Annotated in this window: 13 protein-coding genes and 2 tRNA genes; 6 read left to right on the forward strand and 9 right to left on the reverse strand. The window is 75.8% G+C overall.

The window, feature by feature from the left end:
- Window positions 1-76: 76 nt before the first annotated feature.
- Both JN535_RS02995 and JN535_RS03000 read left to right on the forward strand, forming a co-directional pair.
- Entirely contained in the window at window positions 77-640 is a 564-nt protein-coding gene (locus JN535_RS02995; protein ID WP_205201896.1) for a TetR family transcriptional regulator, read from the forward strand.
- A 125-nt stretch (window positions 641-765) separates the two neighbouring features.
- Window positions 766-854 (forward strand) — tRNA-Ser (locus tag JN535_RS03000).
- Between the two features lie 110 nt (window positions 855-964).
- Here JN535_RS03000 and JN535_RS03005 read toward each other — a convergent pair.
- Window positions 965-2,338 (reverse strand): hypothetical protein, encoded by a 1,374-nt coding sequence (locus JN535_RS03005; RefSeq protein ID WP_205201898.1) that lies wholly within the window; start codon window positions 2,336-2,338, stop codon window positions 965-967.
- On the reverse strand, window positions 2,335-3,102 hold the full coding sequence (locus JN535_RS03010) for an ABC transporter ATP-binding protein (protein ID WP_205201900.1): 768 nt from the start codon (window positions 3,100-3,102) through the stop codon (window positions 2,335-2,337). The genes JN535_RS03005 and JN535_RS03010 overlap by 4 nt, the downstream gene beginning before the upstream one ends.
- Before the next feature lie 229 nt (window positions 3,103-3,331).
- Between JN535_RS03010 and JN535_RS03015 the strand changes: the two genes are divergently transcribed.
- From JN535_RS03015 to JN535_RS03025, 3 genes are all read left to right on the forward strand, one after another.
- Window positions 3,332-3,404, forward strand: a tRNA-Arg gene (locus tag JN535_RS03015).
- 148 nt (window positions 3,405-3,552) lie between these two features.
- Window positions 3,553-4,161 carry a TetR/AcrR family transcriptional regulator gene (locus JN535_RS03020; RefSeq protein WP_205201903.1) on the forward strand — a complete coding sequence of 203 codons (609 nt, stop codon included), beginning with the start codon at window positions 3,553-3,555 and terminating at the stop codon, window positions 4,159-4,161.
- 40 nt (window positions 4,162-4,201) lie between these two features.
- Window positions 4,202-5,218: an alpha/beta fold hydrolase gene (locus JN535_RS03025; RefSeq protein ID WP_205201905.1), complete on the forward strand. Its 1,017-nt coding sequence runs from the start codon at window positions 4,202-4,204 to the stop codon at window positions 5,216-5,218.
- Between the two features lie 43 nt (window positions 5,219-5,261).
- Here JN535_RS03025 and JN535_RS03030 read toward each other — a convergent pair whose 3' ends face one another.
- The gene (locus JN535_RS03030; RefSeq protein ID WP_205201907.1) at window positions 5,262-5,720 is read right to left on the reverse strand and encodes a hypothetical protein; all 459 of its coding nucleotides are present in this window, start codon (window positions 5,718-5,720) and stop codon (window positions 5,262-5,264) included.
- Window positions 5,721-5,851: 131 nt separating this feature from the next.
- Between JN535_RS03030 and JN535_RS03035 the strand changes: the two genes are divergently transcribed.
- Window positions 5,852-6,475: a GyrI-like domain-containing protein gene (locus JN535_RS03035; RefSeq protein ID WP_205201915.1), complete on the forward strand. Its 624-nt coding sequence runs from the start codon at window positions 5,852-5,854 to the stop codon at window positions 6,473-6,475.
- Window positions 6,476-6,496: 21 nt separating this feature from the next.
- Here the strand turns inward: JN535_RS03035 and JN535_RS03040 are convergent, their stop codons facing one another.
- The 6 genes from JN535_RS03040 to JN535_RS03065 form a co-directional block, all read right to left on the reverse strand.
- On the reverse strand, window positions 6,497-7,210 hold the full coding sequence (locus tag JN535_RS03040; RefSeq protein ID WP_205201925.1) for an anaerobic ribonucleoside-triphosphate reductase activating protein: 714 nt from the start codon (window positions 7,208-7,210) through the stop codon (window positions 6,497-6,499).
- Window positions 7,211-7,368: 158 nt separating this feature from the next.
- Window positions 7,369-9,354 carry an HlyD family efflux transporter periplasmic adaptor subunit gene (locus JN535_RS03045; RefSeq protein ID WP_205201927.1) on the reverse strand — a complete coding sequence of 662 codons (1,986 nt, stop codon included), beginning with the start codon at window positions 9,352-9,354 and terminating at the stop codon, window positions 7,369-7,371.
- The gene (locus JN535_RS03050) at window positions 9,347-10,330 is read right to left on the reverse strand and encodes a hypothetical protein (RefSeq protein WP_205201929.1); all 984 of its coding nucleotides are present in this window, start codon (window positions 10,328-10,330) and stop codon (window positions 9,347-9,349) included. The genes JN535_RS03045 and JN535_RS03050 overlap by 8 nt, the downstream gene beginning before the upstream one ends.
- A 43-nt stretch (window positions 10,331-10,373) precedes the next feature.
- The gene (locus JN535_RS03055) at window positions 10,374-11,591 is read right to left on the reverse strand and encodes an ABC transporter permease (protein ID WP_205201938.1); all 1,218 of its coding nucleotides are present in this window, start codon (window positions 11,589-11,591) and stop codon (window positions 10,374-10,376) included.
- Window positions 11,588-12,334: an ABC transporter ATP-binding protein gene (locus JN535_RS03060; RefSeq protein WP_307868139.1), complete on the reverse strand. Its 747-nt coding sequence runs from the start codon at window positions 12,332-12,334 to the stop codon at window positions 11,588-11,590. Before JN535_RS03060 ends, JN535_RS03055 begins: the two co-directional genes overlap by 4 nt.
- On the reverse strand, window positions 12,331-13,743 hold the full coding sequence (locus JN535_RS03065; protein ID WP_205201941.1) for an efflux RND transporter periplasmic adaptor subunit: 1,413 nt from the start codon (window positions 13,741-13,743) through the stop codon (window positions 12,331-12,333). The genes JN535_RS03060 and JN535_RS03065 overlap by 4 nt, the downstream gene beginning before the upstream one ends.
- Window positions 13,744-13,847 lie beyond the last annotated feature (104 nt).

Raw genomic sequence — 13,847 nt, forward strand, 5'->3', positions numbered from 1 at the left:
TCCCTTCAGCGATGTCAGCGACAGACGTGACTCTACACCCGTGATGTCTGTGACTGACATCGACTAGGCTGGATCCGTGGCACGCTGGGAACCGGACACGCGCGGGCGCCTGTCCGCGGCCGCGCTGGAGCTGTTCGCCGAGGTCGGGTACGACGGCGTCACCGCGGCGCAGATCGCGGCCCGGGCCGGGCTGACCGAGCGCACGTTCTTCCGCTACTTCGCCGACAAGCGGGACGTGCTGTTCCAGGGCGGCGAGATGCTCGGGCGCGTGATGGCGGCGGCCGTCGCCGACGTCCCGCCGTCCGCCACGACGTACGGCGCGGTCCGCGCGGCGCTGGTCGCGGCGGCCGGGGTGCTGCAGGAGGACCCGGCAAGGTTCCGCCTGCGCGACGAGATCGTGGCCGGGCACGCGGATCTCCGGGAGCGCGAGCTCACCAAGCACGCAGCCCTGGCGGACGCCCTGGCGGACGCGTTGCGCGAGCGTGGGGAGACGCGCGAGAGCGCCGTCCTCGCGTCCCAGGCCGCGATGGTGACGTTCAAGGTGGCGTGCGCGCGATGGCTCGCCGCCGGGCAGGCGGACGATCTCGGCGAGGTGGTGGAGGGCGTCCTCGACGACCTCCGTACGCTCGCCGCCGCCTGACGGCCGTGGCACTGCCGCTGCCTGCCGCGCCCGACGAGCGCCAGGGGCCGGTGGGGCGCGCGGGTTTGGTCTCGCGGCGACGCCCTTGTACCCTGGGCGACGCAGGCTCTCCGACGAGCCTGCGAGGAGACGTCGCATAGTCAGGTCTAGTGCGCCACCCTGCTAAGGTGGTAACGGAGCAATCCGTTCGAGGGTTCAAATCCCTCCGTCTCCGCTCAGGAAGGTCCCGGTGCTCAGCGCCCGGGGCCTTTTCTGTTGCCCGGCGGAGCGCTGTCAGCGCCCCACGGGTCCGGGGACCAGCGGGGCGCCGACAGCTCCGGACGGCTACGCGCTCCCCGCGGTCGCGAGCGCGGACCGCACGACGAACCGTGACGCCCCCGCCCCGGCGAGCACGAGGGCCGACGCCGCCGCGACGCACAGCAGGAACTGCACGACGACCTCGACGTTCGCGAACGCGTTGAGACCGATCACCGGGACCATGAACAGCAGCGCGGCGAACGTCGAGACGCCGACGCTCACGACGAGCGGGACGAGCGTCTCGCGGAAGCGCGCCTGGTCGAGCGTGCGCAGGTCCGTCCCGGACAGGACGAGCGTGCGGTACTCGTTGCGCTGGTCGATGACGCGCCCCGCCTGCATGACGCCCGTCGAGACGGCGGCGAGCACGCCCGCGATGGCGAGGGTGAGGAACCCGCCGGTCTTCATGTCGGTGAGGTACTGCACCTCGTCCGGGTCGGCGCCCAGGCCGGGGTCGAGGAGCGCGAAGATGCTCGTCAGGCCGGCGATGAACGTCGCCAGCGCGACCCCGCCGACGGAGCGCCACGCCGTCCTCGGGTTGTCCACGATCCGCCGTCCGGCGAGCAGCGTCGGCACGCGGCGCGCCGAGCCGGCGGTCATCTTGCCCACGAGCCAGATGACGAACGGGCCGACGACGTTCACGGTCGCGAAGCCGACCAGCAGGATGACGGTGAGGACGGTGAGGACGACCGCCGTGGACCCGAACGACAGGTTCGTCGCGATGATCAGCGCGATGAACGCGACGCCCATCGACAGCAGCCGGACGGCCTTGAGCCCGGGGGGCGTCACACGGGCCGCGACGCCGAGCGGGGTGATCGCGACGCGGCGCAGGCTGACGAGCGCGGACGTGAGCGCGATCGCGACCACGAGCACGACCGCGCCGAGCAGCGCGGGGACACCCACCCAGAGCTCGCCGATCGCGAACGTGCGTCCCTGGAAGCGGAGCTGCGCGACGAGGGGCAGCAGCGCGCCGTAGCCGAGCAGGCCGGCGAGCGCGCCGATGACGGCCTGCGCGGCGGCGTCGAGGGCCGTGAGGGTGGTGACCTGGCCCGTCGTCGCCCCGGCGAGGCGCAGCGCCGCGAGGCGGGCGTCCCGGCGCGCGACGGCGAGGCGTGCGGCCGCCGCGCCGAGCGTCACGAGGGGGATGAGCAGCAGGAGCGACGCGACCCCGGCAAGGAGCGGGTACTGCGTGGCGTACGGGGTGATGGCCGAGTCCATGCCCTCGCGTATGCCGTCGATGCCACCGGCGCGCTCGAGGAAGGCGTGGCAGCCGCCCATGACGACGAGCAGGATCGCCGTGGTCACGGCGAACGCGATGATGGCGAGGACGGTGGTCAGGCCCTGCGGGTCGCGCTCGTCGGCGCTGCGGCGGCGCAGGAGCCACCAGAGGTCGACGGTCCTCATCGCGCGCTCTCCTGGCTCGGCACGGCGGGGGCGGCGGGCGTGGCCCCGGGCGCGAAGAACTCGCCGGAGATGCGCCCGTCGCGCATGGTCACGGTGCGCGAGCAGTGTCGCGCGACGCCCGCGTCGTGCGTGACGACGACGAGCGCGGCGCCCGAGTCACGGGTCGCGCGCGTGAGGACGTCGAGCACCTCGGCGCCCGTCGACTGGTCGAGCGCGCCGGTGGGCTCGTCCGCGAAGACGACGCCGGGCGACCCGACGAGCGCGCGCGCGATCGCGACGCGCTGGGCCTGACCGCCGGAGAGCTCGCCCGGGCGGCGCTGCTCCATCCCGGCGAGGCCGAGGTGCGCGAGCCACCGGGCGGCGACGGCCGTTGCCTCCGCGCGCGCCGTGCCCGCGAGCATGAGCGGCAGGGCGGCGTTCTCGACCGCGGGCAGCTCGGGCAGGAGCTGGCCGGACTGGAAGACGAAACCGAAGTCCTGTCGCCGCAGGACGGTGCGGCGGGCCTCGGAGAGCGTCGTGACGTCCTCGCCGCGCCACGACACCGAGCCGGACGTCGGGGTGATGATGCCCGCGAGGACGTGCAGGAGCGTCGTCTTGCCGGACCCGGACGGGCCCATGATCGCGAGCGACTCGCCCGGGTGGACCGTGAGGCTCACGCCCGCGAGGGCGTGCGTCGCGGTCTGGGCGGAGCCGTAGACCTTGGTGAGCGCGCTCGCGACGAGGGGCGAGCCGCCGGGGGCGGAGGAAGGGCCGGTGAACGTCATGGATCGATCGTCCGACGGCGGCGGGTGCCGCCGCGTCGGGCTGGGGGCGGGACGTCGTCGCGCTGGAGTCCGACCCTGGGAGGACCGCGTCCGGCGGCGCGTGCGGCGAGGGTCGGACGGCGTGGCGTCGGTCACGGTGACGCGATCGGGCGCGATCCGGTTTGGGATCGTGGCGCGGACGCGGTAGTGTTCTCGACGGCCGGTGAGCGATCAGCGGCGAGCAGGACCAGCGCCCGTAGCTCAACGGATAGAGCATCTGACTACGGATCAGAAGGTTGGGGGTTCGAATCCCTCCGGGCGCACAGCAGAAGCCCCGGAACCGTCACGGTTCCGGGGCTTCGTCGTTCCAGGCCTCGGGGCTCGGGGCTGTCGTGCGGCCGGACGCTGGGCCGGATGGAGGTCCGCCGCGAGAGCCTCCCGTTTCCCGCACGGTCGTGCTACGTTCGGCGGGTGAGCAAGGGCGACGAGACGCGGCAGGCGATCCTGCACCGCGGCGTGGAGGCCGCGTTCCGCGTCGGGCTGACCGGGCTCACCATCGGCGAGCTCGCGGCGGCCACCGGGATGTCGAAGTCCGGCCTGTACGCGCACTTCCGCTCCAAGGAGTCGCTCCAGCTCGCCGTCCTCGGCCAGGCGCGCGCGGAGTTCGTCGACACGGTGGTCGCTCCCGCACTGCGTGCCCCGCGCGGCGAGCCGCGGATGCGGGCGCTGTTCGAGGGCTGGCTCGCGTGCGACCTGCGCCAGGACCCGGGTGGCTGCCTGTTCGTCAAGGCCGCCACGGAGCTCGCCGCCCAGGAGGGCCCCGTCCGCGACCAGCTGGTGCGCGACCATCGCGACCTCTGCGACGCCGTCGCGCAGGTCTTCCGCACGTGCGTCGCCGAGGGAGGGTTCCGTGACGACGTCGAGCCGGAGCAGTTCGCCTCCGACCTCTACGGCGTCATGCTCGGGGCCAACCACGCGCACGCCTTCATGGGCGACCCGCGGGCCGAGGAGCGCGCCCGGCGCGCGTTCGAGGCCCTGCTCGACGCGGCGCGCTCGCCCGCGCCGGTGCCCGCCCCCTGACCGCCACCACACTCGCACCACCGACCGAGAGGAACCTCCCGTGGGCGTCCCAGGCTCGAAGAAAAGCACGACCGTTCGTGCCGACCGTCGTCGGGCCGCGCGACGTCGCAAGGCTGCGCTGCGGCTCGCGGTCGTCCGTGCGCGCCTCGCCGCCCTCCAGGCGGTCTCACCGCGCCGCGCCGCGCGCCTCGCGCTCGACCTGTGGTGCACACCGCCCGACGGCGCCGGGCGCCTTCGTGACGACCGCACGACCCGGGGCACGCTCACCACGGTGACGACCGACGCCGGAGCACGCGTCGTCGTCGAGTCGTGGAGGCCCGTCGGCCCGGGAGGCGGCGAGCCGACGCCCGGCGACGTCACGGCGTCCAGCGAGGTGGGCGTCGTCTACCTGGCCCACGGGTGGGGCGGGTGGCGCGGGCAGCTCGGCGCGTTCGTCGAACCCCTGCGGGCGGCCGGCTATCGCGTCGTCGCCTTCGACGCGCCGAGCCACGGTGACTCGGGTCCCGGCCGTCTCGGCCCGCGCCGCAGCACGATGCCCGAGCTCGCGGACACCCTCGCCGCGGTGGTCCGGGAGCACGGCGACGCGACGGCCGTCGTCGCGCACTCGCTCGGCACGGCCACGACCGTCCTCGCGGTCCGCGACGGGCTGCCCGCGGAGCGGCTCGTGCTCGTCGCGGCGATCGCCGACGTGCTGGGCGAGCTCGACGGGTTCGCCGACCTGCTCCGGCTCTCGGGCCCGACCCGCGTGCTGCTCCAGGGCCTGATCTCCGACGTCGCCGGGCGTCCGCTGGCAGAGCTGGACGTGCGGGAGACCCTGCGGACCCACCCGGTCCCACCCGCGCTCGTCGTGCACGACCGCGCGGACAAGGAGGTCCCGTACCCGGTCGGGGCCGCTCTCGCCGTGGCCTGGCCCGAGGGGGAGCTGCTCACGACCGAGGGGCTCGGGCACCACCGCCTGCTGCGCGACCCCGAGGTGGTGCGCGCCGTCGTGGACTACGTGACGCCGGTGCGCTCCGACGATCGCGTCGAGCACGACCTCGCGGGCCGCGGGGCCTGAGCGGCCCGTCCTCCCGAGTCTGCGGGACGAGCGCGGCGTCGCGTCAGGCGGGCGGCCGCAAGCTCGTCGCCCGCGCGAGGGCGCGGGCCCGGTTCGAGCGAGAGAGCATCACGCAGCCGGGGATGAACGCCCCGAGGAGCACGGGCCCGCCGACGAGCATGACGCCCCAGACGACGATCGCGAGGTAGCCCGCGGCGGAGTTCCGCGACGGGTCGCTGTCCGCGTAGACGAGCAGGGCGATGCTGAGGACCGCCGCCGCGACCATGAGCACGACGGGCACCCAGATCAGCGCCCACGCCGTCGTCCGGTACCGGCGTGTGAACGCCGCCGGCGGGATCGTGGGCAGCGGAGGGTAGCCTGCGGTCGCCGGCGGCGGGTAGCCCGGCTGCGGGTGGCCCGGATGTCCCGGGTGGCCGGGCGGTGGTGGCCCCGGAGCGGGGCGCGCGGGCGGGTACGCGGCGCGCGGGTCGTGCTGCGGGTACGGGGGCGGCGAGGCGGTCACACCGCGTGGATACCAGTCGGAGGACGGCCGCGCCAGCGCCGTCCGTGCCGGGCGGTGCTGGCGCCGTGGTCCGGGACGACCTGGAGCCCCGCGGCCGGGCCGTCGTCGGCGGCGGCGGGTAGCGTCGGGCCATGCCCTCGGACAAGGTGGACCTCAAGGCGCACTACCGCGAGCTGTACGCCCCGCCGCGCGGGCGGTTCGTCGAGGTGGACGTCCCGACCCTCGCCTACCTCGCGGTCGACGGCGAGGGCGACCCGAACACGTCGCCCGCCTACGCGGCGGCGGTCGAGGCGCTCTTCTCCGTCTCGTACGCCGTGAAGTTCGCGAGCAAGCGGGAGGGGCGCGACTACGTCGTCGGGCCGCTGGAGGGCCTGTGGACGGCCGAGGACCCGGGCACGTTCGTCCGTCGTGAGAAGGACGCGTGGCGCTGGACGCTGCTGGTCCTCCAGCCCGACTGGGTGGACGAGGACCTCGTGGTCGCGGCCACGGAGACGGTCCGGGCGAAGAAGGATGCGCCGGCCGCGCTCGACCTCGTGCGCCGCACGAGCCTCACCGAGGGCCGGTCCGTGCAGACGCTCCACGTCGGGTCGTACGACGACGAGGGCCCGGTGCTCGCGGAGCTGCACGACGTCTACCTGCCGGAGCACGGGCTCACGTTCGCCGGGCCGCACCACGAGATCTACCTGAGCGACGTGCGGCGCACGGACCCCGCCAAGCTGCGCACCGTGCTGCGCCAGCCGGTCCGGCCGGTCTGACGCCGCGGCGGCGGGTCGTCCTCAGGCGGCGGTCCGGCGCCGTGCCCAGGCGAGGTCGGCGTCGTCGAGCACGTCGGCGAGGCGGCGGCCGGCGAGCGTGCGCGCCCAGGCGGGGGACGCGCCGTCGGCTACGGCCTCCTGGAGGACCCACTCCCGCACGCCGAGGCGGCGCAGGTGCGTGCCGAGCGCGAGGAGCTCGGTGCGCGAGTGCACGCTCGGGTCGACCGTGGTCCGCACCTCGTGGTCGACGCCGGAGCGCAGGAGCACGGCCAGCGCCTCGAACGCGCGGCGTCCCGACGGGATCGTGCCCGTCACGACGGGGTAGCGGGACGGCAGGTGCTTGATGTCGAGCCCGACCCAGTCCACGAACGGCAGGAGCCGTGCGAGCCGTGCGGGCCAGGGCCCGGCGGTGTGCAGCCCGACGTCGAGGCCGAGGCCGCGCACGTCGTCGATCGCGCCGAGCAGGCCGGGGTGGAGCGTCGGCTCGCCGCCCGAGAACACGACGCCGTCGAGCAGCCGGCGGCGCGGGGCGAGGAACGCGACGACCTCGGACCACGGGACCGCGTCACCGGGCGGCGGCGTCCCGTGGGCCGCGACCGCGCACAGGGCCGGGTGGTGGCAGTACCCGCAGTGCCACGGGCAGCCCTGCGTGAGGACCGTCGCCACCCGCCTCCCGGGCCAGTCCGTGACGGACAGCCGGTTCAGTCCGGCGACCACGAGGCCGGGGCGGGTCATCGGGACTCCTTCCGACGCACGACGGCCCGGCAGTCCGGCGGGTCGGGGCCGCCCGCCGCGCTGCCAGGACCTCGAACGTAGCGCCGCGGCCCGGTGCGCCGGACCGGTCGAAGGTCCCGACCTGCCCGGCGCCCCGACGACGTCCCCGGTCGTGGCGCTCAGCCGGACGGCGGACCGCCGAACCCGCCGCCCCCCTGGGGGAAGCCGCCGCCCGGGAAGCCGCCGGGGACGTCGCCGACCGAGAAGCCCTCGCGCGCGTCCGACCCGCCCGAGCCGAGACCCGCGAGCCCCGACGACCCGTCGTCGTCCTGGACGAGCTCCTGGGTGAGGTCGGCGAGCACGACCTGGTCGCCCGCCGCGAGACCGTCGGTGATCTCGGTGAGCTCCGGCCCGACGGCGCCCGTCGTCACGGTCACCGTGCGGACCTCGGCGCCGTCGAGCACCCGGACCGTGCGCGCCGACCCGTCGGCCGTCACGGCGGACGTGGGGACGACGAGCGCGTCGTCCACCGCCGCGACGGAGATGGTGGCGGCGGCGGACGCGCCCTCCGGCAGCTCGCCGTCGACCGGGTCGAGCGCGACCGTCGCGGCGTACGACGGCGTCGACGTCTGCGAGTCGCTGAGCACCGCGACGCTGCTCACGGTCCCCGTGTACTCGGCGCCGGTCGCGGGCACGGTCGCCGTGACGGTCTGCCCGACGGCCACGAGCTTGACGTCCGCGAGGTCGAGCATGGACGACAGGACGTATCCGCCGTCGCCGAGGATCGTCACCGCGGCGTCGCTCGCGGCGACCGACGTCCCGGCGACCACGTCGACCTGCGCCACGGTCCCGGCGATCGGTGCCGTGAGCGTGCCCGCAGCAGCCGCGGCCTCCGCGACGTCCACCTGTCGCTCGGCGACCGTCACGGCGGCGCGGTCGGCCAGGATCCGCTCGGCCGTGACGGTGCCCGACGACGTCACGCCCCCGGCGGCGTCGGCACGCGACGGCGCGGAGCCTCCGGACGACTGCCCACCCGACGGCAGCGTCGAGGAGCCGTCCGACGGTGCGCCGGACACGCCGCCCGAGGTGCCACCTGACGGCGCGGCGGCGCCCGCGCCGGGCGTCGTCGTGGAGCCGTCGGACCCGCCGGCCGGGCTCGACCCGCCCGTGCCGCCGGCCCCGGTCTCCTGCGCGTCGAGGAGCGCGCGGACGGCGGCGTCGAGCGCGGCGGACCGCTCGCCGAGCGTGGTGACGGCGTCGTCGAGGTCCGCGACGAGGTCGACGAGCGCGCCCTGGGCGGTGCCGGTCGCCTGCTGGGCGGCGTCCGTCGCGACCAGCGCGTCCTGCGCGGCGACGACCGCCGCGGCGCACGCGGCGAGGTCCGCGGCGGTGGCCCCGGCCCCCGCGTCGTCACCGAGGACGGCGGTGCACGCGCCGCCGTCGCCCGTCGCGGCGTCGACCGCGTCTCCCGAGGCGCCGAGCGCCGTCGTGCCCGCGAGCAGCGCGTCCTCCACGGACTCGTACCCGGCCAGCAGGGCGTCCTGCGCGGCCTGCACGTCCGCCTGCGCGGCGTCGAGCGCGTCGCGTGCGCTCGTGACGGCCTGCTCCAGCGCGCCGGTGCTGCCCGCGTCCAGGGCGACGGCGCGGGTCTCCCCGGCGCTCGTCGTGCCGACGAGCAGCACCGCGGCGCTCGCGGCCGAGCTCGCGCCGGCAGCGCCCGAGCCGGACGCCCCGGACGCGGACGTCGTCGACTCACTGCTCGACGAGGTGCCCGACGCCTGCGCCTCGAGGTCGTCCGCGAGCGCCTGCTGCGCCTCGGCGAGCGCCTCGTCCGCCTCGTCGACGGCGTCCTGGAGCTCGTCGGCGTCGAGGGTCGCGAGGACGTCGCCCGCCGCGACGCGGTCGCCGGCCGCGACCTCGACGGTCGCGACCGTGCCCGACGTGCCGAACGTCGTGTCGGCGCGGGACGCCGACGCGACCGTGGCGCTCGTGGACACCTGCTGCGCGACGTCACCCGTGACGACGGTCGCGGTGCGGTACCGGGCGTCGTCCGGGCGCAGCGCGTACGCCGTGCCCCCGGCGCTCACGACCGCGAGCGCGACGGTCGCCGCGACGAGCCGCCGGCGCCTCGACCGGCGGCGACGGCGGACGACCGTGTCACGCATCGCTCTCACCGTCCCCCTGGTCGTCCTGCCCGTCCCGGCCGCCGAGGAAGCCGCCGCGGCCCCCGCGGAAGCCGCTCGTGCAGCCGTCGGTGCCCGGTGCCGAGACGCTCAGGCTCGTCGCGCTGAAGGTCCCGTCGTCCGCGCTCTCGCCCTGGGCGGTGAGGCACTGCCCGACGACGACGTCCGCGCCCGACCCGGCGCGCTGGACGGTGTAGGTGGTCGCGTCGTCGACCGTGACGCTCTCCTCGGTGCTCTCGCCCTCGGGAGAGGTCCTGCTCACGGTGATCGTCGCGCCGTCGACGGCGGTGACGAGCCCGGTGGTCAGGCCGCCGAACCCTCCGTCCGGGCGCCCCGCGCCGTCGGGTGCGCCGGAACGCACGTCGCTCGGTGCGTCGTCGGGTCGCTCGAGGTCGGTGGGCAGATCGGTCGGCGCGCCGTCGGGGCGCTCGCCGCCGGGGAACCCACCGTCCGGGAAGCCGCCGCCGAGCCCACCGGTGCACTCGCCGTCCACGGGCTCCGCCACGGCGACGCTCGCGGCCGCGTCGTCCTCGGCGGCGCCGGCCGCCGCGGCGCCGCTCGCGTCACCGCTCTCGTCGCCGGGCGTGCCGCCGGGGGAGCCGGAGAAGGCCACGACGCACGACCCGACGGCCACGTCGGCGAGCGTGCCGTCGACGGTCACGGTGACCGTCGTGCCGTCGGACCACGAGACCGCGGTCTGCGACTCGTCGTCCTGGACCTGCGCCGTCGTGCCGTCGACGGCGGCGACCTCACCGGAGACCCCGGGCGCGCGGCCTCCGCCGCCTGGGGATGCGGCGTCGGGCGCGTCGTCGTCGGCGGACGTGGCGGACGTCGAGGGGTCGGGGGTCGCGGCGTCGGACGCCGAGCACGCGGCGAGCGCGAGCACCAGGCCGACGGCGCCGGCGGCGACGAGCGCGGTGCGCCGGGGGAGCGGGGGGCGGGTGGAGCGCGAGGTCATGGGACTCTCCGGTTGAGGACGGACGGGTGCGGTGGTCGTGCGGTCACTCGCTGCGCAGCGCGTCGATGGGCGCGAGGCGCGCGGCGCGCACCGCGGGGTAGACGCCGAACACGAGCCCGATGGCCAGCGCGACGGCGATCGAGCCGCCGACCGCGAGCGGCGAGACGACGATCGACGACCCCAGCGCGGCGGGGAGCGTGATTGCGGCGACGACGCCGAGGAGCGCGCCGACGAGGCCGCCGGTGACGCCGAGGATCGACGCCTCCGTGAGGAACTGGCGGCGGATCGCGCCGGGCGGGGCGCCGAGCGCCTTGCGCAGGCCGATCTCGCGCGTCCGCTCGGTGACGGACACCAGCATGATGTTCATGACGCCGATGCCGCCGACGAGCAGGGACAGGCCAGCGACGCCGGCGAGCAGGACGGTCAGGGTGCGGTAGACCGACGTCGCCGCGGACACGAGCGAGTCCTGGGAGTCGATCGTGAAGTCGGCCGCGTCCGCGCTGCTCGCGCCGTGCAGCGCGAGGAGCAGGGACTCGGCCTCCTGGTACGCGGCGGAGATCGCGTCGGTGTCGGTCGCCTTGAGGTAGACGGTGCTGACCGACGTGTCGGTGCCGCCGGTGACGGCCGACGTCATCGCGGTCAGGGACACCACGGCCGTGTCGTCGAGGTTGGTCGACGTGCTCGACCCGGCCGGCTCGAGCACGCCGACGACGTCGAAGGTCGTGCCGGCGATGCTCACCGTGCGGCCGACGACGTCCGCCCGGCCGAACAGCTCGGTCGCCGTCTCGGGGCCGAGCACGACCTCGTCGGTCGAGGCGGCGTCGACGAACTCCCCGGACGCGAGCTCGCGCGAGCGCACCTCGAGCCAGTCTCCGGTGACGCCGACGACGGTCGTCGTCCAGTTGGCGTCGCCCGCCTCGAGCGACTGCGACGACTCCTTCTCGGCGGTGACGGCGGCGACGTCGGGCACCGCGACCCGCGAGGCGAGGGCGTCGGCGTCGGCGACGGTGAGCGTCGAGGCGGAGCCGAACCCTCCCCGGATCCCGGAGGAGTCCGTGGACGACCCGGGGGTGACGATGAGCAGGTCGGACCCGAGCGCGCTGATGTCCTCGGACACGTCCTTCTGCGTCCCCAGGCCGAGCCCGACCGTGAGGATCACGGCGGCGATGCCGATGAGGATGCCGAGCACCGTGAGGAGCGAGCGCAGCGTGTGCGCGCGGATCGCGTGCCACGCCGTGGCGGCGGTCTCGGTCCAGCTCATGCCGCGACCACCGGCTCGTCCGAGGTCACGAGGCCGTCGAGCACGCGCACGACCCGCCGGGACCGCTGCGCGACCTCGTGCTCGTGCGTGATGAGGACGATCGTGCGGCCCTGCGCGTGCAGCGCGTCGAGGAGGTCGAGCACGTCGGCCGTCGAGCGCGAGTCGAGGTTGCCCGTCGGCTCGTCCGCGAGGACGAGCGCCGGCTCACCGACGAGCGCCCGCGCGACCGCGACGCGCTGCTGCTGGCCGCCCGAGAGCTGGCCGGGGCGGTTCGCGGTGCGGTCCGCCAGCCCGACGCGCGCGAGCGCCTCCGCGGCCCGAGCGCGGCGCTCCGCAGGGGCGACGCCGCGATACACGAGCGGGAGCTCGACGTTCCGCAGCGCCGACAGGGACGGCAGCAGGTTGAACTGCTGGAAGACGAAGCCGATCTGCTCGTTGCGCACGCTCGCGAGGTCGGTCTCGTCCATGTCGTCGACGTCGTCGCCCGCGAGCCGGTACGTGCCCGACGTGAGCGTGTCGAGGCAGCCGAGCACGTTCATGAGCGTCGACTTGCCCGAGCCCGACGGCCCGACGATCGCGACGTACTCGCCGCGTTCGATCCGCAGGTCGACGCCGCGCAGCGCCTCGAACTCGAGGTCGCCCGTGCGGTAGGTCTTGCGCGCGCCGCGCAGGTCGATGACGGGCGTGGGGCCCGCGGTAGCGGTCGGGGTCGCCGGCCCGACGGCGGTCGTCGCCGCGGTCACGGGGTCCCGCCCTGGCCGCCGGGACGTGCGCCCGTCTGCGACGGGTCGAACCCCTCGGGGAAGCCCTGCCCGCCCGGGCGACGCTGTGACGGGTCGAAGCCCTCGGGGAACCCCTGCTCGCCGGTGCCGCCCTGCTGGCCGCCCTGCCCCCGGCCCGCGACCGGCGTGAAGGCCGTGTACTGCACCGTGTCGCCCTCGGCGAGGCCCGCGACGATCTCGACGGACTGGCCCGACGCCTCGCCGGTCTCCACGACCTGCTCGGACGTCGACCCGTCCTCGGCTACGAGCGTGACCACGGAGGCGCCGTCGTCGTTCGTCGAGACCGCCGCGGCGGGGACGGAGAGCACGTCGGTGCGGCGCTCTGTGACGATCGAGACGTCGACGCTCACGCCGTCGTACAGGCCCTCGGGGCTGCCGGTGACGCTGATCGAGACGGGGTACGCGACCGCGCCCTGGGTCGTGGACGGCAGGCGGCCGATCTCGCTCACCGTGCCGAACACGGTGCCGGGGAGGTCGTCCGAGGTCATCTCGACCTGGTCGCCCGTCTCGATCGTCGCGACGTCGGCCTCACCCACGCTCACGTCGACGGTCCACGCGTCGGTGCCCACGATCGTGAACGCCGCGGTGTCGGACGAGCCCGACGACGCACTGCTGCCCGACCCGCCGGTCGACGCCCCGGGGACGGTGCCGGTGCCGCCGGGCGAGCCCGACCCGGTCGAGGCGGAAGAGGCCGACGACGCGCCGACCGTGTCGCCGACGGCGACACCGACCGACGTCACGAGACCGGCGGCCGGGGCGGTCAGGGCCGCGTCGGCCATCGCTGCGGCGGCGTCGTCGTAGGCCTGCTGCGCGACCGCGACGGCGGACTCGCGCGCCTCGACCGCGGCCCCGCCGGCGTCGCTGCCGTCGTCCGACTCCTGCGCGTCGGCCAGATCGGCCTGCGCCTGCGCGAGGTCGGCGTTCGCCTGGGCGAGCGCCGCGTCGAGCTGCAGGGTGTCGATGGTGGCGAGCGTCTGCCCCACCTCGACCGTGTCGCCCGCGGCGACCTCGACCGTCTGCACGGTGCCGGCCGCCGCGAACGAGACGTCCTCCTGGACGCTCGGCGTGAGCGTGCCCGTGGTCGTCACGGTCTGCTCGAACGTGGCCGTGGCCGCCTGCGCGGTGACGGGCTGCGCCACCCCGGCCTCCTGCGCCGCCGACGCACGGGGTCGCAGGACCGTGAGGTAGACGACGAGCGCGGCGACGAGAAGGACGGCGACCGCGCCGACGACGAGCGCGCGACGGCGCGGGCGCGGGCCGCGAAGGCGACGCGCGAGGCGTTCGCGGCGCGTGCCGGCAGTGCCGGGCGGGTGGTCGGGGGACGTCCCCCTCGGTGCGGTCGCGGACGACCGTGTGCGCTGCTGCAGCACCCTCGTCTCCCTGGCTCGGCGCCGCCCGGGCGGCGGCGGTCGATCGGGAGGCTAGGGAGGCAGGTTGGGGCGAACGTAGCGCGCGGCTGTGCGCAGGCTATGAG

Origin of the sequence: Cellulosimicrobium cellulans (assembly GCF_016921195.1) — a bacterium.
Taxonomy (GTDB): domain Bacteria; phylum Actinomycetota; class Actinomycetes; order Actinomycetales; family Cellulomonadaceae; genus Cellulosimicrobium; species Cellulosimicrobium cellulans_F.

What these genes read in the sequence shown, in the direction of transcription:
- JN535_RS03010 (WP_205201900.1), bottom strand. Translation starts at nt 3,102, where the DNA reads ATGACGTTCACCGGCCCTTCCTCCGCCCCCGGCGGCTCGCCCCTCGTC.
- JN535_RS03045 (WP_205201927.1), bottom strand. Translation starts at nt 9,354, where the DNA reads ATGCGTGACACGGTCGTCCGCCGTCGCCGCCGGTCGAGGCGCCGGCGG.
- JN535_RS03005 (WP_205201898.1), bottom strand. Translation starts at nt 2,338, where the DNA reads ATGAGGACCGTCGACCTCTGGTGGCTCCTGCGCCGCCGCAGCGCCGAC.
- JN535_RS03055 (WP_205201938.1), bottom strand. Translation starts at nt 11,591, where the DNA reads ATGAGCTGGACCGAGACCGCCGCCACGGCGTGGCACGCGATCCGCGCG.
- JN535_RS03050 (WP_205201929.1), bottom strand. Translation starts at nt 10,330, where the DNA reads ATGACCTCGCGCTCCACCCGCCCCCCGCTCCCCCGGCGCACCGCGCTC.
- JN535_RS03035 (WP_205201915.1), top strand. Translation starts at nt 5,852, where the DNA reads ATGCCCTCGGACAAGGTGGACCTCAAGGCGCACTACCGCGAGCTGTAC.
- JN535_RS03040 (WP_205201925.1), bottom strand. Translation starts at nt 7,210, where the DNA reads ATGACCCGCCCCGGCCTCGTGGTCGCCGGACTGAACCGGCTGTCCGTC.